Source organism: Bradyrhizobium sp. USDA 4532 (assembly GCF_024171315.1).
GTDB lineage: Bacteria > Pseudomonadota > Alphaproteobacteria > Rhizobiales > Xanthobacteraceae > Bradyrhizobium > Bradyrhizobium australafricanum.
Map to the genome: position 1 here is coordinate 4,001,684 of NZ_JALJZN010000001.1, position 20,079 is coordinate 4,021,762.

The following is a 20,079-nucleotide window of genomic DNA, read 5'->3' on the forward strand; positions in this document are numbered from 1 at the left end:
GCAACACGATCAGCAGATTTGCTATCCGGGCTTTTGCCATCCAGGCTAATGTGTGCTCGCTTCTTGCCTGCGACAAATGCGGTTGCGCGACACGTTGCGTGCTCGCTACCGGATGACTTTGTCACTCGGATCGGTCGGCTGGTGAGAACTTCATTCTCAATTTCGAACCCCACGCGCCTCACTTTTTCTGTTTGGTCGCGCAGCCAAGAAATACGGTTCAAGGATCATTAGAGGGTCTCCCGCGTAGATTGTCGAGAATACTCCGTGGAGAAATACCCTTCAATAGACCTCTCTCGTATCCATGGCGATACGGGAGATTTTGGCGCTCAATTTGATAAAGTACCGACAGGCTGCAGGCCTGTCTCAGGAGGAACTTGCGCACCGTGCCGACATAGACCGCACTTACATCAGCTCGATTGAGCGCTGCAAATATGCGGCCAGCATCGATGTTCTCGATCGGCTTGCCCGCGAACTCGGAGTTGAAGCAGCGGATCTCCTGCAAAAGAGAACCCGCGCGCCACGTGCGAAGCGGGGCACTTAACGCATAGAGTATGTACCCCAGCGGGTCTCCTCTGCCGCCGCTCAAAGCCTGCTGCTCCCCAGAGCCTGGATGCACTTACCCATCCCAGATCCCGGACGTCTGCCAACCGAGCCAATTAACGAAACCTAGAGACGATTCATGAAACCTCGTACCAGTTCGAGAAACCTGGGATATCGACACGCAGTTTCGGTTCACAACGTTCATCAGACGACATTTTGTCAAGTATATCGAGGTGCACGAGTAAGCCGCATCCTTTGCCGTATGGACTTGCGGGATACATTCGCCACCAATTTGCGCCGTCTGCGCAACGCGAGGGGATGGTCGCAAGACGAGCTTGCCTTCGAAGCGAAGATAAGTCGGGCTATTTGAGTAAGCTTGAAAAGGGCGAGTACTACGTCAGTATCAAAATTATAGATCGCCTTGCCGACAAGCTCGACGCTGCGCCTGCCGAGTTCCTGAAACGGCCCGCAAAGAAACCCGCTAGTACCTCAGCACGGTGATTATGACTCCTTGACCGAAGATCGGCTGGGGTAAGCGCGGCCCATTTTGGCGCGAGCTTTCTCGGTTGTGAACATCCATTTGATGCGGGCGCGGGAGGTATTGCGTTGTCGCTCCCAGGCCGCGACCTCGGATACGAGGCGTTGTTTGGATTCGATCCGCCGATCCAAGCATTGGCTGCGCAGCACGCCGATCTCGATCTCGACTATGTTTAGCCAGCTGGCATGCTTGGGGACGTAGTGGAACTCGAGCCGGCGCAGAATGCGACGCGCTTCGGCCGGCGGGAAGGCTTGATAAAGCGCGCCGGCGGAGTGGGTGGACAGATTGTCCAACACGACGCGGATGCGCTCTGCCTTTGGGAAGTAAGCATCGGTGAGTTCGCGCATGCAGGCGGCGAAGTCGACGGCGGCGCGGCTGTCGGTGACTTTGACCTTGCGCCAGGGTCGGTGCGCGTCGAAGAAGATGAACAGATTGACGGTGCCATTGCGCTTGTACTCGCAATCGTAGCGCTCGAGCTGGCCAACTTTGGCCGGGATCGGCCGGCGTACTTCGCCGATGAGTTGGGTCGGGCTTTCGTCAAAGCAGACGACCGGGCGCTTCGGATCGGATTTTTCGGCATAAAGGTTGAGCACATCCTCCATGCGGGCGACGAACTCGCCATCGACCTGCGGAATGCACTACATGTCCTTGCGCCAGGGCTTGAGCTCGTTCTCGGCCAGGCGCCGGCGCACGGTCTCCCGAGAGATGGTATCGTGCTCAGTAAGCCTGACCAATTCGCCCGCCAAGAGCTCCAGGGTCCAGCGCGCACGGCCTGCGGGCGGGTTTGAGCAGGCCGTTGCAACCAACAGCGCCTCCTCCTTGCCCGAGAGCTTGCGGTCCGCTCCGGGGCGCGGTTCCTCGCTGAGCGCTGCCTCCAGGTTGCCGAGCACGAAGCGGCGCTTGGTCCGATAGATTGTCGAGCCGCTGACACCGACACTGATGGCAATTGCGTCGTCGCTGGCGCCCGCATCGGCTGCCAGCAAAACCTGCGCTCGCTTGAGCTTGCGCGCGGCGTGCTTACCGCCACTCAAACGCGCTGTGAGTTCGGTCCGCTCGGTTTGGCTCAGTTCGGTAGAGTCGGAATGTGACGCGGTGGCTGTAGGCTGAACATATCTGTTTCCGCCTCTTTCGTCTGGCGGTGCCTTAGTGGTTCAGCCATGACTCCGTTTTCACATCCACCGGGTCACCGGAGGCGGTCGCCCGCCCCCGGTTCCCACAGAACGTGGCGTGCGGATTTCCCGCACCGACGCTCTTCGACAGTTGGTTCACAGCACCGCAAGCGCTTGCAGCTCCCGATAAGGGAGGCGCAGCTTAGGCTTCAGCAACGGTGTCCGTTCTTTGATTTGGTTGAAGGCGTCCCAAGTGAGGCGTCGGCCTGCCCAGCTGCGGCTGCGCAGCATTCCGCGCCAGTAACGCTCCACGGCCCGATAAACTTTTACGAGACTCCGGAGATTTCCGGCGACGCCGTAATAGGCATAGTGGCCGCGCAGGACGACGTTGATTTCACCGGCCTGGTCACTGATCTTGTAATGCCGTATTCGCCGCATCAGCTCCTGCAGAGACATAAGGCTGCGCTTTAGCCGAGATTTCTCGGTGCGCATCCCAACCTTGAAGTTGCCTTTTTGGTTTCGCGTGCAATAGAGCGTCAGACCCAGAAAGTAGATTGTTTCCGGGCGGTTTCTGCCGCGTTTGCTCGCGTGTCTTTGCGCGAACCGACCAAACTCGACCAACTTGGTCTTGGTCGGCTCTAGAGTGAGGCCGAACTTCCCCAACCGAAGACGCAAGGCCTCCTGTACGCGGATGGCGTCCGATCGATATTGGAAGCAGATCACAAAGTCGTCGATATAGCGCACCAGTCGGGCTTCGCCCCGCAACCGACCCTTCACCACGCGTTCGAACCAGAGGTCGAGAACGTAATGAAGGTAGAGGTTGCTCAAAAGTACACTGATCGATCCGCCTTGTGGCGTTCCTTGTTCGCTCGGGTGCACCGCTCCGTCTTCCAAGACGCCCGCTTTCAACCAGCGCCGGATCAAGCTGATCAGGCGCGGATCACCGACTCGATGTTCGACAAACCGGAGGACCCGATCATGATCGAGACTCCCGAAGAAGTTCTTCAAATCCGCCTCCAACACCCAGCTGATCATGCCGCCGGCGATGACCTCATTGAGGGTCGCCAAGGCATGATGGGCGCTGAGCTTCGGCCTGCCGCCGAACGAGCAGGGCAAAAAGTCCTGCTCGTAGATGGCGGACAATACCTCAGCCGTGCTGCGCTGGAGCGCCCGGTCGGCGACAGTTGGAACCCCGAGGGGGCGCTTCTCCGTCTTACCGGGCTTGGGGATATAGACCCGCCGAATGTTCGGCGCCCGATATCCCTGGCGATGGATGGATTGGAGCATTGGCCCTATCCAGTCCTCGAAGCTCTCCTTCGCCGCCTCCACCGTCTGTCCGTCCACCCCGGCGGCGGAGCGCTTCGGAATCTGTAATAGATTCTTTTGCACTCGGTCGCGCGTGATGTGATGGGCCAACGAGGTGAAGCGAAGATTTGGCTCGCGCCGAGCTTTCACTGCTATTTGTTCAAGTTTCGATTCCATGGTCAGCTGATCTTCTCTTAGAATAGAAGGCCGTGACTCCCGTTGAATGGAGCCCATGTCGCCCAAGAACAATTCAACTACCGCTGACCGCTTCCCCATGTGGCCGGCTCTCCCGTCCTCGGAGTACTATCGGTCAGTCTGACTTCCACCCGGTCGTCAGACCCTTCTCACCTCAGCGGCTTGGCAGGTCTTACAAGCTTGCGCTTGAACCGGATGGATCTCCCTTGTTCACGCTGCTTCCTTTGATTGCATGCTGGCGGTACGAACCCCGGGAGCACCTCTGACCGCTCGCGTTGTCGCGGCCCGCGGTTCCGCCTTCCCCTTTGAGAGACAGGGTCGGCTACTCCGATCACGTTCGATTTCGGGGCTATTTTCCCGTTCACTTCATTCCGGCCTACAACCTCCCTGTCTACGCTTCGCAACGGCCGTTACCGGACGCCACGCAAGACTCGGTTCGCGGCTGCTCGCTAGGCTTTGCCGCGGCCGTCATCTCAGACGGCAGACTTCAACGCGCTTGCAAGGCGCAACGCTCATCGAACCGGACAGGCGAATCTCTCGCATCCGGCTCTCGGACAAGACTTCACGCCTTCACCCACGGCACGCCGCGTCCAAGCGCAGTTAAGCGTACGAGCCCGAAGTGCCCGTAGAGGTGCGAGAGTGGATAGGTCCCGCCCTTGCGTCGCCTGACCTTGTGCTTGCTGCGCAACCACCGGCGCAACCGCACAGCGGTGTAGTTGTCGATCGCTCGGTACGCCTTATTGACGGTGCCTACATTGAAGTAGTTCGCCCATCCGCGCAACGTGCGGTTCAACTTGCCCACCAGCTCTGTGGTTTCTTGCCATGTCCCCGTTCGGTCCGTCAGTGCATGGATTTGCTCAACCATGCGCTTGATGCTCTTCTTCGATGGCCGATAACCCAGGCGCGCCTGGCCGGTTCTCGCAGAATACATTCGTCCGAACGTGTAGCCCAGAAAGTCGAACTCTCCTTCCGGGACCTTGCAGATCTGTGTCTTCTCCTCGTTAACCGTGAGCTTCAGCTTGCTCATGATCTTGCGCAGTTGCTGCAAGGCTTCTTCGGCCTTGCCTTTCCGACACAGAATCACGAGGTCGTCCGCGTAGGTCACTATGCGAGTGCCGAGGCTTTGCTCCAGCCCGAGCATCTTCCATCCCAGCACGAACCGGCGCATGTAGAGATTTGCCAGTAATGGGGAGATGGGTGAGCCTTGCGGGATACCGCACCGGTTGTCCCGGGCTTCGGTCGTGCGTGTCTTCCTTCCTCGATCGTCGGTCTCTTCCACGGGACATTCCAGCCACATCTTGATCAGATGCAGCACGCGCCGATCAACAATCCGGCGCGCTACCGACTTGAGAAGTTCGGCATGCGGAATGCTTCCGAAGTAGTCCGCGAGGTCGGCGTCGACGACTTCCGGGTGGCCGCGGAACAGCAGCTCTTCCACTTCGACCACCGCCTGTTGAGCATTTCGCCTAGGACGGTACGCGTACTGTTCGGGTGGAAGGTCGGCTTCGAAGATCGGTTCTAACACCAGCATCGCTGCCGTCATGCAGACCCGATCCCGCACGGTCGAGATGCCCAGCGGCCTGAGCTTGCCGTTGGCCTTCGGGATGAACACCCTTCTGATGGGATCCGGTTGGTAGCTCTCCTCCCGGAGCGCAAGCGCCAGTTCGCCAAGCCATCGCTCGACGCCATATGCCTCGATGTCCGCAAAGTTCTGGCCGTCCACACCCGATGCGCCCTTGTTGGAGCGGCACTGGGCATAGGCATGGGCCAGTATGTCCTCGCGGCTGATCTTGTCATACAGGGCGTAGAAGCGGTAGCCGGCTTCTGCCTTCGCTTTCGCGTGCAACGCCGTCTGCAGTTTCTGAACACTCTTCGGAGTTGATAGGTTGCCCAATCCCCAGGTCCCTCACTACGTCTTGAACTGAGGTCCCTTCCCTCCACCGGAGTTACCCGGCTTCCGCGGTACTGCGAACCTCTCCGTCTCCGCACGGCGCCCGGCCTGTCCCTCGCGGGCGTCCGGTTGGTCATCCCTGACCACGTCGTGGGGCCTCCCGTGTTGCGTACGCTTTCCTTGTGTACATGCTGTCGCCACTACCCCGGCGCAGCGGCTGGGCGTACTACTTCGCTCATTCGCCCGGCCATATCAGCCTTCCCCGAAAGGGTCGTCGGGTCGGCCTGCGCATCGTACTTTTCGAGGCTTGCTCGGCGTTCACTCGCGTTACGGCCTGCACACTCGCGCTGTCACCAATTCGTGACACGCTAATCGAAGGCTTCAGCCACTTCGTTACCTCCATGACTGCTCCGATTGCTTCCGGCTGGAGCGTTTGCCGGGTGGGGCTTGCACCCACTGGAAAGCGCCGCCTTTGCACGGCGCACACCCGATAGCGTACATTCATCCCTGCCTCCTCGTCTGAGGCATGGACGAACAGCTGAATCGGATGGCCGGCGTGAGTCTTGCTGCAAAAAACCTTCACGCCCAAGCAGGGGCAGTATCTGGCGTTTATCCACCTCTACACGCGCCTGCATCGCCAGCCACCGGCCGAAACCGACATGCAGCAATATTTTCGCGTCAGCCCGCGCTCCGTTCACCAGATGGTGCTGACGCTCGAACGCGAAGGCTTCATCAGAAGGCAACCGAGGGCCGCTCGCAGCATCGAGCTCCTCGTTGATCCGCGCCAGTTGCCCGAGCTATTGTGACCAGCGTGCAACCAGTCAAAATCACTGTGTCACGGTACTAGTGGATCGAATCTAACAGTTGATGCCCTCGTTTGACGGCGGCGACAATTTTGTCCGGGTCTGCGGTCCATGTGAAGGGTTTTGCGTCATTGTTGGCCTCGTCGAGGAAACGGTTGATGGCGGCCTTGAGCTCGCGGACGGATCGGAAGACGCCGCGCTTGAGGCGTCGCCGTGAGAGCTTGGCGAAGAAGCCCTCGACGGCGTTGAGCCACGAGGACGAGGTGGGCGTGAAATGGAAGGTGAAGCGCGGATGGCGATCGAGCCATTTGTAGACCTTCGGGTGCTTATGGGTCGCATAGTTGTCGAGGATGACGTGGACGGCCTTGTTGGCGGGAACTTGCGTCTCGATCTGGTTGAGGAAGCGGATAAACTCCTGATGCCGATGCTTCTGCATGCAGCGCCCGATGACCTTGCCTTCGAGGACGTCGAAGGCGGCGAACAGCGTGGTGGTGCCGTTGCGCTTGTAATCGTGCGTCATGGTGGCGGCGCGCCCCTTCTTCAGCGGCAGGCCCGGCTGGGTGCGGTCGAGCGCCTGGATTTGGCTCTTCTCGTCGACCGAGAGCACGATGGCATGCTCGGGTGGATCGACATAAAGCCCGACCACGTCATGCAGCTTGTCGACGAAGTTGGGATCATTGGAGAGCTTGAACTGCCGGATACGATGCGGTTGCAGCCCGTGTGCGCGCCAGATGCGCTGCACCGAGCTGGCACTGATACCGGCCGCCTTCGCCATCATGGTTGCGGTCCAGTGAGTGGTCTCGGCTGGCGGATCGGTTTGCGTGAGAGCCACCACGCGTGCCGCAACTTCCGTTCCGAGCGGTGCAATACGCGAGGGACGCGTCTTGTCGCGCAGAAGGCCGTCGAAGCCTTCCTGCATGAAGCGCTCCTGCCAGCGCCAGACGCAGGTCTTGGACTTCCCGGTCCGCCGCCTGATCTCGTTGGTGCCGACCCCGGCGGCGCTCAACAACACAATCTCGGCCCGCCAAACCTGCTTCTGTGGGGCATTGCGATCCCGCAAGAGCGCCTCCAGCCGGTGGCGATCAGACAGGCTAACCTTGATGGAAATACCGGTGCGCATGCGTCAGAGTCGCATGCAATCGGCTCCGACGGAATCCCTTCCGGATTCAAATGTCAGATTTGATCCACTAGGTAGGCACATCCCAATACGCGCCTTACTCCCTATCCATTTCGTCTCATCTATTCGGTAACCATTGAATGCTGGTCTAGGTGATTTCCGGCGACCGGTTGTGGGCTTTCCCGCGGCTAATATGGTTGTTCCGTGCCGTTTCGGTTATGTGTCGAACCGCTCGGTCTCGGCGACATGTTCGCGAGGCTTGATAAGATGAAGCTGCCCACCGGACGGGGCGAGGCTCTTTGCTCGCTTGCGGCTCTTGTGCGGCTGCGACCTGGCAGGACGTGAACTTCACTCCTAACAGATTCCCAGTTCGGGTCGAAGGATCGTCGAGCTCGAGCGACAGTCGCGGCTATCTTCGGACCACGTCGCCCCGATCGCCACCCTGCCTGCGCGCCCGATACGGCGCGCAGGCACGAGGACGAGAACCGGATCGATCCACTCGACGCCGGGGCGTCCACCGGTACGCAATTGGGTTCAAGGAACCCATTCTGCGATTGCGTACGGGGGGACTGCCCCGGCCCAGTCAAGATAGGGCCAGTGACGGCCCCAATGCTTAACGCGATGAGCTTGTCGTTAAACTAAACAACCGGCTCACCGCGTCGTGGCCCGCCACGAGCGCGCGTGGATTGTCCATCAGCACTTCCTCCGGCACGCCGCAGAAGCTCGTGAATGCGCTCTCGAGCCCGGCGAGTGCTCTTGCTTCTCGGCTCGGAACGCACGCACATGCAGCCGCCGCGAATGCCCGAGCGTTGCCACGAACACGAATGCTTTGATCTTCACCCCGCCGATCTCGACCAGACACTCGCCGAAGTCGATCTGTACCTGCCGCCCCTGGGGCGTCTCGAACCGCGTCGTCGCCAGCGCTTCGGCCTTCAACGCCTGGCGATAGGGCTGCACGGCCTATTGCAGCGGTTCGCCGGCTAACTGCAACGCCTTCCTCAGCCAAGAGGTCCTGACGCCGCACTGCCGCCGTGCCGAATGAACCTCTGGCGCAGCCAGCCTTCAAGAACGGCTCCCCCCGCCCGCCACCACGTGGCCCTTCACCGTATGATGGCTGCAGCCCAGCTGCCGCGTCATCTGCTTCAGACTCCACCCGCACGCCCTCAGGCGCAACGTCTCCGCCACATCATCCGGCGTCTTCATCACCTGCCCCCCGTCGATCAATCCACGACGAACCTTCCGTGATTCGTTCCTCGTTTATTCGCTCTCTCCTCGGCTATCCAAGGAGAAGGCAATTCCTCGTGACTCCGAGGGGGCAATTTCCATGGCGCGCAACACTCTCCACCGGTCCCAACTCGTAATGGAGGCATTTTTTTTGCGGGCGGCCCGTAATGGCACTCTCGAGTCGAGTGGCGCAAGTTGCAGAGTCATTAAGCTTGCCACGCTACCGCACAAGAAAGGTTTCACGCGGAACAAACTCTCTGGAGCTCTCGGCCTTACTCAAAGATGATTGTGAGCGATTTGAATTGTGATCGGCGTACGCCAGTGGGGTGGCGCCATGGATGCGCTCGAACGGACTCAAAAGCTCGCTAAGCGCCACGTCGTGGTTATTGCCCATCGAGATGCTTTCAAGCGTGGCATCGTTGGACATCCTCGCGCCAGATTCGATATTGGTTGGCTGCCAGCTAGCGATGTGAGGGGAATACTGGCATTGCTCTCTCAAATTCACCGAATTCCATGCCTGAAGGCGGAATGGTCTGCAACTGACGTACATAACTCGCGCGCCAGCTCGTTGCCGCGCGCTTTGTCAAAGAAGTGCATCCACGGCTCGACGTTCCCCGCCCGGACTACTTGCACAGACGGCTTTTGACGAGCCCTGTCCTGCGCACCAGTATCGATTGCTCCAATGCTGCGATGAGCGGTTCGACAGACGCAGCATATGGTATGCAGCTGGGGTTGTCGGTAGCCGGTCTGAGCGTCCATGCTGAAAATCAGTTCTCAAAGAACACCGGCTTGGTCGGTGCGGTGAAATGCCGCCGCGCTCATAGCGACGAAGCCTCAGCAAAAGACCCGATCACGGTGACCCAGATTGGTGGCCGGTCCTCACTGGGCAGATAACATCATCTGCGACGACGATCCAACATCCTATGATCGTCGGATCTTAGAGCATATTCCGATCACGTTGCGTCGTATCCTGCGGCGGCGAGATAGTTTCGACACTCGTGTGGCGTGAATCGTTGATTGCGTTGGCGATTGCTTGCCAAAGATCTGGCATCGAGCGCGCGGCAGCGGCGCGCAACAGCGCCTTCAATTTGGAAGGGCCATTTCGATCGGATTGAAGTCGAGGCTATACGGCGGAAGGTCGAGTAGGTTCGCTCCGACCGCCTGGATGGTCCTCTCCACGCCATGAACTTTATGAGCGGGCAGGTTGTCCATGATGACGGTGTCGCCGGGGCGCAGCGATGGCGCAAGCAGTTGTTCGACGTAGGCAAGGAAAGCATCTCCATCCATGGGGCCGTCCGGCACAAACGGCGCAACGAGACCGTCCGAGCGCAATCCAGCAGTGAAGGTTGTCGTCTTCCAATGTCCACGCGGGACGGCAGCACGGCATCGCTCGCCGCGGGACGAGCGACCGTAGAGGCGCGCCATTTTGGTGTTGGCTGCGATTTCATCGATGAAGACGAGACGCTCAGGATCAAGATCGAGTTGCGCTTCGAACCACTCCTCCCGCGCCAAGTTCACATCGCCGCGCCACTGCTCGGCGGCGCGCGCTGTCTTTTGTAAGGGTGATTTTCCTGCGCCGGAAAAAGCGCCAAAGCGAAGCGACGCCCACAGGTACGCCATGCTTCTTTAACTGGTCCCGCAGCTCGGCAAGCGTGATGTCTGGCTTCACCGCCACAGCTTCTAGAATCAATTGGGACTTCGCTGCGCCGCAACTTGCGGTCCTCTCTATTGTTTGGGGGCGATGTCGCCAGCCTCTCTTTGGCGTCCCCGCCAGCGGATTGCGCTGGTCTACGCTGACGCCGAAGCGCTCGACAGCTTGTAGACATGATAGACCGCCATCAATAGCGGCGATTACCCTTTGACGAAGATCAACGGAAAGTGCCCTGGCCATGCATGCCGGCCTCCTGCGCCAGCATGAAGCTTGAATCCGACTCGAGCCATCTTGGGAATCCCAGTCGATTCAGTCAGACCGAAAAATGCTCTAGCTAGTCTGACTGAGTCACAAAACCGCCGGCTAGAATCAATGATGGTTGCAGCATGGACCATTAGCCGATGAGGCCGACATGAGCGGGCGTGGCACGAAGACGAGCGAGAAGCGATTTGAGGCGTATTTGGAAGGGCTTGCTAGTGTCATCGGTCATGCTGATCGGAAGGCGCCGCTGCGCGACTATTGCGTCGGCCTGATGGCCTGTGGCGGTCGCAAGAGCGTGGAGCCGATGGCGGCGGTGACGGCTCCGGAGCGGACGGCGGCCCAGCATCAATCGCTGCTGCATTTCGTCGGCAGCGGCGCCTGGTCGGATGAGAAGGTGCTGGGCAAGGTACGCGAGATGGTCCTGCCGGCGATTGAACGCCAGGGCCCCATCGAAGCCTGGATCATCGATGACACCGGATTTCCCAAGCAGGGGCGACATTCGGTTGGAGTTGCACGGCAATATTGCGGGCAGCTCGGCAAGCAGGATAATTGCCAGGTGGCGGTGTCGCTGTCGATTGCCAACCACCACGCCAGCTTGCCTGTCGCTTACCGCCTTTATCTTCCGAAGGATTGGACTGAGGACCGCGATCGGCGGCGCAAGGTGGGCATTCCTGCCGAAGTCGGCTTCCAGACCAAGCCGGAGATCGCGCTGGAGCAGTTGCGGTGGGCCTGTGCGAGCGGCCTTCCGCGCGGTGTCGTGCTGATGGACGCTGGCTATGGCAACAACAGCGACCTGCGCACCGAGATCACGGCGCTGGGATTGACCTATGTGGCGGGTCTTCTGTCGAGCACGACGGTATGGGCGCCCGGCACCGGTCCCTTGCCGCCGAAGCCATGGTCGGGCCGCGGCCGTCCACCAAAACTGATGCGCCGCAACCGTCAGCATCAGCCAGCCGCCGTCAAAGCGCTCGCGATCGGCCTGCCGGCCCAAGCTTGGCGCACCATAACGTGGCGGCAAGGAACGAACGAAAAGCTGACCTCGCGCTTTGCCCGCGTGCGGGTTCGTGCCGCGCATCGTGATTATTGGCAAACCACCCGGCGAGCGCAGGAATGGTTGCTGATCGAATGGCCGAAAGGCGAGGACCAGCCTACCAAATACTGGCTCTCGACATTGCCGGAAGATGTGGCATTCCGGACGCTCGTTGAGACGGCTAAATTGCGCTGGCGCATCGAACGCGACTATCAGGACCTCAAGCAGGAGGTCGGACTCGGCCACTTCGAGGGACGCGGCTGGCGCGGCTTTCATCATCACGCAACGATGTGCATTGCGGCCTACGGATTCCTAATCTCCGAGCGGGAGACGATTCCCCCCTCAGGCGCTCGGCGCGCCCGGCCGATCCCGCTCAATCGCATTCCCGCAGATTACAGACCCCGCGGATCTGCCGCTGCGGACCCAACGTCACATTCCAAATTCGATCGCGACGATGCGACGGCGGCTCGAACATGGGCTCGTCCGAATGCTGTCGAGATGTCCTTGTTGTGCGATCAAGTTCGACCACTACACAGATCATCGTTTGTGATCCCGGTAGGGACGCTCATTGCTGAGCGCCCCCCGGACAGATCCGGACATGCAGCTTTCCCGCATCCGGCTCCCACCTCGGGTGCTTGACGGCGAAGCGCTGTTCTGGCCAGGGGTGAAGGATCCTCGCTTTCGGGAGCCAGTCATCCGACAGCTTCGTGATCCGCGCCCAAGTCAGGTGGTCCTTCTGGCTGCGTCGCCTTAGCGAGCGCCGCCATAGGTCGATGACGTGGTAGCGGAACGCCTCCAGCACGCGCCCATTGGTCGGCACGGCATGGTAGGCGAAGAAGCCGGTGACGACTTGCCTCAACCATTTCCCCTGGTCGGGGATCGGCTGATGCCGCCGTCGTCGCATCTCATCCTTAATCTCGCTGAGTTTCGCTCGTATGCGATCGCGCCGTGACTTCCGCTTGAGCAGGAAGCCGCCTCGGCGCGATGTGCCGCAGATGAAGCTGAACCCGAGGAAATTGAAGGTCTCCGGTTTTCCGAGCCCGCGCCGCTCGCGATTGGTCGCAGCACGGCGACCAAACTCGATCAGGCGGGTCTTTTCCGGATGGAGCGACAGTGCGAACTCCTGCAGTCGCGTTCGCATCGCGTCCCAGAAGCGACGGGCGTCGTCCTCATGTTCGAAACCGACGACGATATCGTCGGCGAAGCGCACGATGATCATATCGCCCGTAGCGTCGCGCCGTCGCCAGCGCTCGGCCCAGATATCGAACACAAAATGAAGGTAGACGTTGGCGAGGAGCGGCGAGATCACCGAACCTTGGCCCGTTCCCTTATCATTGGTCGTGACGATTCCGTCTTCAAGAACGCCCGCCTTAAGCCATTTCTGGATCAGGCGGATGATGCGTTTGTCGCCGACCCGATGCTCAACGAAGCGGGCCAGCCAAGATTGGCTGACCCCATCGAAGAACGACCGAATGTCGGCGTCCAGGATGTAGTTCACCTTCGTGCTGTTGATCCCGGCAACCAGGGCGTCCAGCGCATCATGCTGGCCGCGCCCGGGCCGGAAGCCATAGCTAAATCCGAGGAAGTCCTCCTCGAAGATCGCGTTCAGCACGGCAGCAGTTGCGCGTTGGACGATTTTGTCTTCCAGGGCAGCCACTGCGAGCGGGCGCTGACGGCCATCCGCCTTCGGAATATACCGGCGGCGGCTTGGTTGCGCCCGGTACGCTCCCCGATGGACCCGTGCGTGCAGGTCTGCGATCTTGCGATCGAGATCGGCCTCGTAGTCCCGCCACGTCACCCCATCCACTCCAGGCGCCGCCTCCCGCTTAAGCGCGAAGAACGCCGTCCTGAGCATAGGCAGGCTGAGATGGTGGTAGAGCGCGGTGAACCGTTCCTTCTTCCTTTGCCTTGCGGCTTGACGTACGCGCTCCAGCGCCTGTGACACGCTTTCCCGGTCCTGCGCCCGGCGCGTGCTGAGCTGGTTCGCGTTCCCCTTGGCCCCCGCCCTTCGCTCCGCCGACTCCGCCGCCGGTCGCTCGGCTTTGTTCGTCAGCTTCGTTGCTAATATGGCGGGGTCTGACTTCTCGTGTCCGTGCATCACCGGCTACGGCTCCTCGCCTTCCCGGTGCGGGCCGGGGCGGCCGAACCGTCCCCCGGTCAGACTCGAGATCTCCCGGTTTCCGCGCAAGGAACGTCCATACATGCCAGGGTCTACGACCACGCCGGGACGTCCAGGTGCTCGCGTTATCGCACCCGTCCGCGTCGCCTTCCGCTCTGAGTACAGCGTCGACTCCCGGGATAATCTTCTTTCGCGGCTCAATGGCCGGCCTGTATGCTCCCCTGCCGACGCTTCGCCAACGCCCTCACGGACGCTGCCGCACGGCTCGGGGCCGATGTGGGGCGCTACTCCTTCGTCGTAATGGACTCTCACCATCTATTCCTTGCCGGCCTCCCGGCGCACACGCAGTAAGACTAGCCACATTTCTTGCGCATCTATAGCGGGATGTAGAAACTTGTGCCACGGTCAACTACCAATGCCAGCAGTTGATTTGGATGGCAAGAACATGGCATCGGGTCAATTGATGAATGTCGCGCGGTCAAACAGTCCCGGCAAATAAAACTGGCACTTCCCGAGATGGATGCCGAATGGCACAGGTATGCCACCAAAATGAAGGCGCGCTATCATGGCCGCGAGATCGGGCGTCGATACGTCGCCGCCCGATGTTGTCCTTTGCATCAACAAGGTCGTGCCTGAGGGCGGCGCCCCATTTCCGGCGATATCTGCGCCGCGATCTGTTGATTAAGCCTTCAAGATTAAGCGTCACACGCTCTTTACCGCAGATGGCAATTCGCCGATGGGATATGTCGTTACCATTGCCAGAGCGAAAGTCGCGGCACCGTGCCGCCACGTGATTTCCCCCAATGGAGACGGTGACATGCAGCTGAATATGCAAGGGAGTCCCGGTCAACGAAGATTCGTAGCCTTCGCTACCGGTCAATCGCTTAGGTCTTTTCCCGCTCACGCTGAAACATTCGAGATGAAAGTACGCCAATACGCCGGAGCACCTGAGTTTCCAGGTTATCGGCCACTGGCAACTGGCGGGCGTGTCTAGTGTAGCTGTTCCTGTCAGAAACACGAGCTGTTCGGGCTTGCTAACACGCGCTTCGGCGTCAAATCCAGTCGATAGCACCGCCGGATCCAATGCGGTGCTTGCGCCGAATTTCCGACAGGCCGTTACCGTTGGGAGTGGCCGCGGGCACCATTCCCTTGGAATCGTATTTCGTGCCTTAGATGCGGCTCCGGGCCACGTCAAGAGCCCGCCATGGCAGGTGACCTTCCGGCAGCTACTGGCTACGAGGACGAGCGCTCATTGGCCACTTTTATCAAATTTGTGCTGGTCGGTATGGTCAACACGGCCTTCGGCTATGCTCTGTTTGCGCTTTTCTACCTGCTACTTGGATGTCATAGGCTTGCCATAACGCTCGCGACTGCCTGCGGCGTTTTGTTCAGTTTTCATTCCACCGGACGACTGGTGTTTCGCAATCGAAGACTGTCTGCGATCCTGCGCTTTGTGGCTGGCCACACAGCCGTCTGGCTGGTCAATATCCTGCTGCTGGATGAATTGACTGCTCTCGCAATATCGCCGCTCGCCGCGCAAATCCTTGCCCTCCCCTTTCTCGCTCTGCTCTCTTTCGTGATCAATCGCTTTCTTGTATTTGGCAAGCCCTGATAGAGACGAATTTCGATCGTGACGCCGTGTTTCGCTGAACGGCAGAGCGTCGGGATGTCTACGATCCCAGGGCCAGAGCATATAGGCCATGTGCGCGGCGCTGGAGTTCGACAGGTCCACCTACCGTTCCTAGTTTGGTCGCTCATGCCAGATTGCCCTCGGCGGTTCTCGAAGCCACGACAGAACACGTCGTTGGCGAGCACCAGCGCGATTTGCGGGCAATGCCCCTGAGCCGGGCATGATGAACGGTCTTCGCCTCCACCGAGCCGCTTGCTGTTGCCGATGCGCGGCCGCGTTCTCCACGTCGAGTACACTGATCTGCCTCTGCACCAACAGGTGCCGCTAATGCTCGCGACAGATTTTCGTCCTTCAAGCGCGGCAGCAGAGCGCGCCCGTCGCCGGTGCGCATCATATCAAGATTCGGCAGAAAGCTCGGCTTCAAGGTAATGGCATCGCGGATGCCCTGGCCATGTAGCGGTCCCTTGATCCGGTTGCTGTGCGCGGTTCGTTCGTGCAGCAACCGCTCACGCTCGCACGTCCGGCGCTTGCGGTCTTCCGTCCTCAGGCGCGGGAAACACGACCCATGCAGCAGTACGCATACCTCGCCGCGTAGAGGGACGACGCATAAGCTGCGCCAGATCAATCCGATCGGTCTTGGCTCGCCGCGCCCTTCGGCTAACCTCAATGCTCGAGGCAATCGATCTCGAAGTTGGCGATCCCGTTGCTCGTCAGCCAGCGATAGCCCGGCCTCTAGGAGACAGCACGCGAACCGGCTTGCCCATCCGCTCTACCTTCGCTCGAACCCGCGAAAGCGCACCAGACAGAGTCGCCATATCGCCGACATCAATCCGGTAGCGGCTCAGCGTTTGGGCGCCAGGCGGCACAATCCCGATCTGCCATTTCGATTTGCTCAATTCGAAAGCCACATAAATCGTGACATAATCGAATCTGGCGGATGCGTCAGTGCGATCAGTGCGCATGATTGATCCCCAGGGTCGGTTGGTGGTCGCAAACCCACCTTACTCCTGACCACCCGCCATCGATAGGATCTGCGAGCGTGAGTCATGCATCGTAGTACAACAAAGGCTCACGAACGCCCACAAAACCGTTCTCCGCGACTTATCGATTTTCATCCCTGGCTTGGTCGCCGAATTTGCGCTTTCAGCTGCTCTCTGGATGGATCGCAAGCGGATCGATCGTTGGAGGTTCCAGCATCGATGTTCGATTGGGTGCCATGCCATGGCGGGGAGACCAGTTTGTAGGCCTTCATCACTGTCTGCTTGTCGATATCGTACTGCTTACGTCCGGTTACACTCACATGTCCTCCTGCTCATCACAGTTGCATATGGTTCGGCCCCTTCCCTCCAGTTCCATTTCAGCACCTTTCATCACTACTAAGAGCCGATCCGCCCCAGTGTTGTGCTTCAGTACTCTTGTCTCGCGGTGTGCGCCGCTTGAACTTCTCCCTTGGCATCACAACGACTGCTTCCTGCAGTTCCCTGCAAGAACCTGTATCCAGGCCGCGCCCCCTAAACGCCGGTCGCCATCCGCGCAGTAAGCCAAGTGGAAGCGCGGCTCGCCAATATGTCGCGTTGCCTAATCGGCATGGAGGCCTGCGTCGGTGCACATCACCTGAGCCGCAAACTCGCATCGCTTGGTCACGATGCCAGACTGATGCCGGCCAAATACGTCCGCCCCTGCAGCAAGGGACAGAAGAACGAGTTCAATGATTCGAAGCGATTGCCGAGGCCGTGCAGCGCCCGACGATGAAGTTCGTCGCTAGCAAGACCGCCGAGCAGCTAGATCTGCAGGCATTGCATCGGGTGCGCGAGCGCGCTGGAGTCGCAACGCACCGGGATCGTCAACCAGATTCGCGCCTTCATGCTAGAGCGCGGGATCGCCACGCGACGGGGCATCGGCGTCCTGCGCACAGAACTACCCGCCATTTCTTGCGACGCGCGCCGATGCCCTGCCACACCGCATATTGTGTGCCATCGAGGAGTTGGCAGTCGATTGGCGCCGTTTGGATCAGCGCAACAGTGGCCTATCCGAAGAGATCGAAGCCCTTGCCCGTCAAGATCAAGCCTGTTCGCGTCTGATGACGGCGCCTGGCATCGGGCCGATTATTTCGAGCACGATGGTGGTCGCGATCAGCACTGGAGACGTATTCTAAGGCCGCGACATCGGCGCCTGGCTTGGACTGGTGCCCAAACAGATCTCGACGGGCGACCGCACGATCCTTGGCAAAGTCTCGAGGCGTGGTAGTCGCTACCTGCGCGTTCTATTCGTGCAGGCGGCACGGGTCGTGCTGGTCAGGATAAAGAGCTGGGAGCGTTGCGGGTGTACGTCCTGGATCGAAGCCGCCAAGAAGCGGCTACACCACAATGTGCTCGCGATCGCGCTCGCCAACAAACTTGCCCGCATCGCCTGGCGGTGCTGGCCAAAGGACGCGCCTTCGAGATAGCGAAGATCGGCGATGCAGGCGCCTGACGATCGCGCCGTGCTCGGCGCTGTCAAGGCGCGGCCTGGCGACGTCCAGTCGGTCGTAAGCCGAGGGCGACGGCCGGCCTTGACCGCCCCTGCGCGCGACGCGATCGACGTTCTGCGGGTCGGGACGAAGGAACGGCCCCGTGGTCCAAAGAAAGGAACTACGCAATAACAGGAGCAGGCGATGACATAGCCGCATCAACAGTCTCCAGCCGAGGTCTGCGAGAAGAGAAGACAAAATGGAGGATCGATCTTTCCGAGCGTGTGCGGATACTGGTGACAACGCTCGCGATCACGCCGCTTGAGCGCAGCCGCTTGGACTGGTCTGGGCCTGCGCCTGAATGCCGATGCCCGGGCACGGCCATACCTTTTAGCGAAGCTTACTCACAGGCGTAGTGTTCAGCTCGAACTCTCCTTTTCTATGCTGCTGCAGCGCACGCTCAATGGCTGGCCTATACGTTCCCCACCGGCGCTTCGCCGACGTGCTCACGGACGCCTGCGCACGGATCAGGGACGACGTGGATCGCTATTCCTTCATCCCACTGGACTTTCACCATCTATTCCTTGCCGGTTTATCCCGGCGCACGCGCAGTAAGACCTCCCAATTTCTGCGCCGGTTCCTTCGCTCACGCTCTCGCGCCCCCCAGCCTCGAACTGCTTCTCGCTGTACTCGGCGACGAAGTAGCTTGGCCGCGCCTTCAACTCGGATAGGATCTTGCCGATATATTCGCCGAGGATGCCGATCATGATCAACTGCACGCCGCCGATAGTCATGAGGCCGACTACGAGCGACGGATAGCCGGGCACCTGCTTTCCGGTGGTCCAGACTTCCCAGATGATCGAAAGCCCGAACAAGAAGGCGACTGATGCCAAAGGCACGCCGAGCAGGCTCGCAAAGCGCAAGGGCACCACCGAGAACGAGGTTAGGCCTTCGATGGACAGGCCAAGCAGCCGCATGAAACTGAAGGTGGTTACACCATGCGCGCGCGGCGCCGGCTCGTAGTCGACCCGGATCTGGCGGAAGCCGATCCAGCTCGTTAACCCTTTCAAGAAGCGATTTCGCTCGGGAAGCTGCCGCAGCGCTCCGACTGCGCGCGGCGAGAGCAGGCGGAAGTCGCCGGCATCTTCCGGGATCTTCTGCGCCGCGCCTAAGTTAATCAGGGCGTAGAAGCCGCGCACAGAAAGGCGCCGCAGCAGGGACTCATCGTTGCGATGGGCTTTGGCGGTATAGACCACGTCATAGCCGCCCTCGATCCAGTGGCTGACGAGCTGTTCGACTAACGCCGGCGGATGCTGGCCGTCGCCATCCATAAACAGCACGGCATCGCGGCGGGCATGATCGAGCCCGGCCAACAGCGCGGCCTCCTTGCCGAAATTGCGTGACAGCGAAATCACCTGCACGTCGAGCGAAGAGGCCGGCAGCGTGCGCGCGACCGAAAGCGTCGCATCGCTAGAGCCGTCATCAACATAGATGACTTCGCAACCGAGTCCGTAGCGCTGCCGCAGCACCTGGGCCAAATTGCAGATCCGCTGATGGAGTACAGCGAGGCTCGCCGCCTCGTTGTACGCGGGCACGACAATCGAGAGCCCCTTCGCCACGGCACTGTCCGCGGTCGTGGACAGGCTTGAAAAGTCACCACCCAGCGTCATCAATCAGACATCTCAGCTCGCACCGCGGGCAATATCTGGCAATCGTCTGAGCTCGTCGCCAACCCACCGCTAGCGGCACTTCGGCACCGCAATCACGCCGCAGGACCGACTCGATCCGCGCGAACAGCGGGTTCTGCCGGTGTCGAACACATAACCCAGCTAAGCAACCGACACCGCGTCCACGCCATTGGTCCGCGGGAAGCTGACGAGCGTATAAAGCTGCGCCGGCGGGCAGCCACCGTCCGAAACGATTATGGGCCTCGGCGAGCATGCTGCATCACTCCTTTAACCAAGTGCGGACCTCGCGGTATTTGCTGGCCAGCACACGGATTGACGACGCGCGCGGTCCCCAGTGTATCGTCCGACCCGTCGGCTTCGGGCGAGGCTACGAGATTGGCGTGGCTGCACACGACCACGCGGTCGTCCACTTCCGTCGTGCTCCGGCTCTCCTCGAACGAGATCAACGGTCGCCACCGATTTTGGATAGTTCCAAATTGCTTCGCGTGACGCTCCGTCGTACTCTGGCCACGCGGTCGCGGAGCCTATG

General features: G+C 60.2%; 12 protein-coding genes and 4 pseudogenes. 6 read left to right on the forward strand and 10 right to left on the reverse strand.

All coding sequences use genetic code 11. The annotated features are described in order from the left end of the window. Nucleotides 1–301: 301 nt before the first annotated feature. The gene (locus tag J2R76_RS18515) at nucleotides 302–541 is read left to right on the forward strand and encodes a helix-turn-helix transcriptional regulator (protein ID WP_139481413.1); all 240 of its coding nucleotides are present in this window, start codon (nucleotides 302–304) and stop codon (nucleotides 539–541) included. Nucleotides 542–1,041: 500 nt separating this feature from the next. On the opposite strand, the pseudogene J2R76_RS18520 reads toward J2R76_RS18515, so the two are convergent. The 3 genes and pseudogenes from J2R76_RS18520 to ltrA (J2R76_RS18530) form a co-directional block, all read right to left on the reverse strand. Continuing rightward, nucleotides 1,042–2,145 (reverse strand): annotated as a pseudogene (locus J2R76_RS18520) (IS630 family transposase). Nucleotides 2,146–2,343: 198 nt separating this feature from the next. Further along, nucleotides 2,344–3,669, reverse strand: a complete 1,326-nt coding sequence (gene ltrA / locus J2R76_RS18525; RefSeq protein WP_253624499.1) for a group II intron reverse transcriptase/maturase — start codon at nucleotides 3,667–3,669, stop codon at nucleotides 2,344–2,346. A 580-nt stretch (nucleotides 3,670–4,249) separates the two neighbouring features. Continuing rightward, nucleotides 4,250–5,581, reverse strand: a complete 1,332-nt coding sequence (gene ltrA / locus J2R76_RS18530; protein WP_253624500.1) for a group II intron reverse transcriptase/maturase — start codon at nucleotides 5,579–5,581, stop codon at nucleotides 4,250–4,252. Nucleotides 5,582–6,141: 560 nt separating this feature from the next. Here ltrA (J2R76_RS18530) and J2R76_RS18535 point away from each other — a divergent pair. Then, the gene (locus J2R76_RS18535; protein WP_253624501.1) at nucleotides 6,142–6,384 is read left to right on the forward strand and encodes a LexA family transcriptional regulator; all 243 of its coding nucleotides are present in this window, start codon (nucleotides 6,142–6,144) and stop codon (nucleotides 6,382–6,384) included. A gap of 37 nt (nucleotides 6,385–6,421) precedes the next feature. Here J2R76_RS18535 and J2R76_RS18540 read toward each other — a convergent pair whose 3' ends face one another. Beyond that, nucleotides 6,422–7,501, reverse strand: coding sequence for an IS630 family transposase (locus J2R76_RS18540; RefSeq protein ID WP_253624502.1), 1,080 nt, complete (start codon nucleotides 7,499–7,501; stop codon nucleotides 6,422–6,424). A 747-nt stretch (nucleotides 7,502–8,248) separates the two neighbouring features. Here J2R76_RS18540 and J2R76_RS18545 point away from each other — a divergent pair. Continuing rightward, nucleotides 8,249–8,482, forward strand: coding sequence for a hypothetical protein (locus tag J2R76_RS18545; RefSeq protein WP_253624503.1), 234 nt, complete (start codon nucleotides 8,249–8,251; stop codon nucleotides 8,480–8,482). Nucleotides 8,483–8,942: 460 nt separating this feature from the next. Here J2R76_RS18545 and J2R76_RS18550 read toward each other — a convergent pair whose 3' ends face one another. Next, nucleotides 8,943–9,149, reverse strand: coding sequence for a hypothetical protein (locus J2R76_RS18550; protein WP_253624504.1), 207 nt, complete (start codon nucleotides 9,147–9,149; stop codon nucleotides 8,943–8,945). A 526-nt stretch (nucleotides 9,150–9,675) separates the two neighbouring features. Next, nucleotides 9,676–10,613: pseudogene (locus J2R76_RS18555) on the reverse strand (IS630 family transposase). Between the two features lie 172 nt (nucleotides 10,614–10,785). On the opposite strand from J2R76_RS18555, the pseudogene J2R76_RS18560 reads away from it, so the two are divergent. Next, nucleotides 10,786–12,081 (forward strand): annotated as a pseudogene (locus J2R76_RS18560) (IS701 family transposase); the annotation flags it as partial. 148 nt (nucleotides 12,082–12,229) lie between these two features. On the opposite strand, the gene ltrA (J2R76_RS18565) reads toward J2R76_RS18560, so the two are convergent. After that, the gene (gene ltrA, locus J2R76_RS18565) at nucleotides 12,230–13,762 is read right to left on the reverse strand and encodes a group II intron reverse transcriptase/maturase (protein WP_253624505.1); all 1,533 of its coding nucleotides are present in this window, start codon (nucleotides 13,760–13,762) and stop codon (nucleotides 12,230–12,232) included. 1,225 nt (nucleotides 13,763–14,987) lie between these two features. Between ltrA (J2R76_RS18565) and J2R76_RS18570 the strand changes: the two genes are divergently transcribed. After that, entirely contained in the window at nucleotides 14,988–15,395 is a 408-nt protein-coding gene (locus J2R76_RS18570) for a GtrA family protein (protein ID WP_253624506.1), read from the forward strand. A gap of 142 nt (nucleotides 15,396–15,537) precedes the next feature. Here J2R76_RS18570 and J2R76_RS18575 read toward each other — a convergent pair whose 3' ends face one another. Next, entirely contained in the window at nucleotides 15,538–15,915 is a 378-nt protein-coding gene (locus J2R76_RS18575; protein WP_253624507.1) for a hypothetical protein, read from the reverse strand. Nucleotides 15,916–16,123: 208 nt separating this feature from the next. After that, a complete protein-coding gene (locus tag J2R76_RS18580) occupies nucleotides 16,124–16,375 on the reverse strand; it encodes a hypothetical protein (RefSeq protein WP_253624508.1) in 252 nt (83 codons plus the stop codon). A gap of 580 nt (nucleotides 16,376–16,955) precedes the next feature. Here J2R76_RS18580 and J2R76_RS18585 point away from each other — a divergent pair. Continuing rightward, nucleotides 16,956–17,885 (forward strand): annotated as a pseudogene (locus J2R76_RS18585) (IS110 family transposase); the annotation flags it as partial. Between the two features lie 531 nt (nucleotides 17,886–18,416). Here J2R76_RS18585 and J2R76_RS18590 read toward each other — a convergent pair. Further along, nucleotides 18,417–19,532 (reverse strand): glycosyltransferase family 2 protein, encoded by a 1,116-nt coding sequence (locus J2R76_RS18590; RefSeq protein WP_253626033.1) that lies wholly within the window; start codon nucleotides 19,530–19,532, stop codon nucleotides 18,417–18,419. Between the last annotated feature and the right edge of the window lie 547 nt (nucleotides 19,533–20,079).

Bases quoted from the DNA above. Each gene is read 5' to 3' on its own strand.
- ltrA (WP_253624499.1), bottom strand. From the start codon at position 3,669: ATGGAATCGAAACTTGAACAAATAGCAGTGAAAGCTCGGCGCGAGCCA.
- J2R76_RS18550 (WP_253624504.1), bottom strand. From the start codon at position 9,149: ATGTCCAACGATGCCACGCTTGAAAGCATCTCGATGGGCAATAACCAC.
- J2R76_RS18540 (WP_253624502.1), bottom strand. From the start codon at position 7,501: ATGCGCACCGGTATTTCCATCAAGGTTAGCCTGTCTGATCGCCACCGG.
- J2R76_RS18515 (WP_139481413.1), top strand. From the start codon at position 302: ATGGCGATACGGGAGATTTTGGCGCTCAATTTGATAAAGTACCGACAG.
- J2R76_RS18580 (WP_253624508.1), bottom strand. From the start codon at position 16,375: ATGCGCACTGATCGCACTGACGCATCCGCCAGATTCGATTATGTCACG.
- ltrA (WP_253624505.1), bottom strand. From the start codon at position 13,762: ATGCACGGACACGAGAAGTCAGACCCCGCCATATTAGCAACGAAGCTG.
- J2R76_RS18590 (WP_253626033.1), bottom strand. From the start codon at position 19,532: ATGACGCTGGGTGGTGACTTTTCAAGCCTGTCCACGACCGCGGACAGT.
- J2R76_RS18570 (WP_253624506.1), top strand. From the start codon at position 14,988: ATGGCAGGTGACCTTCCGGCAGCTACTGGCTACGAGGACGAGCGCTCA.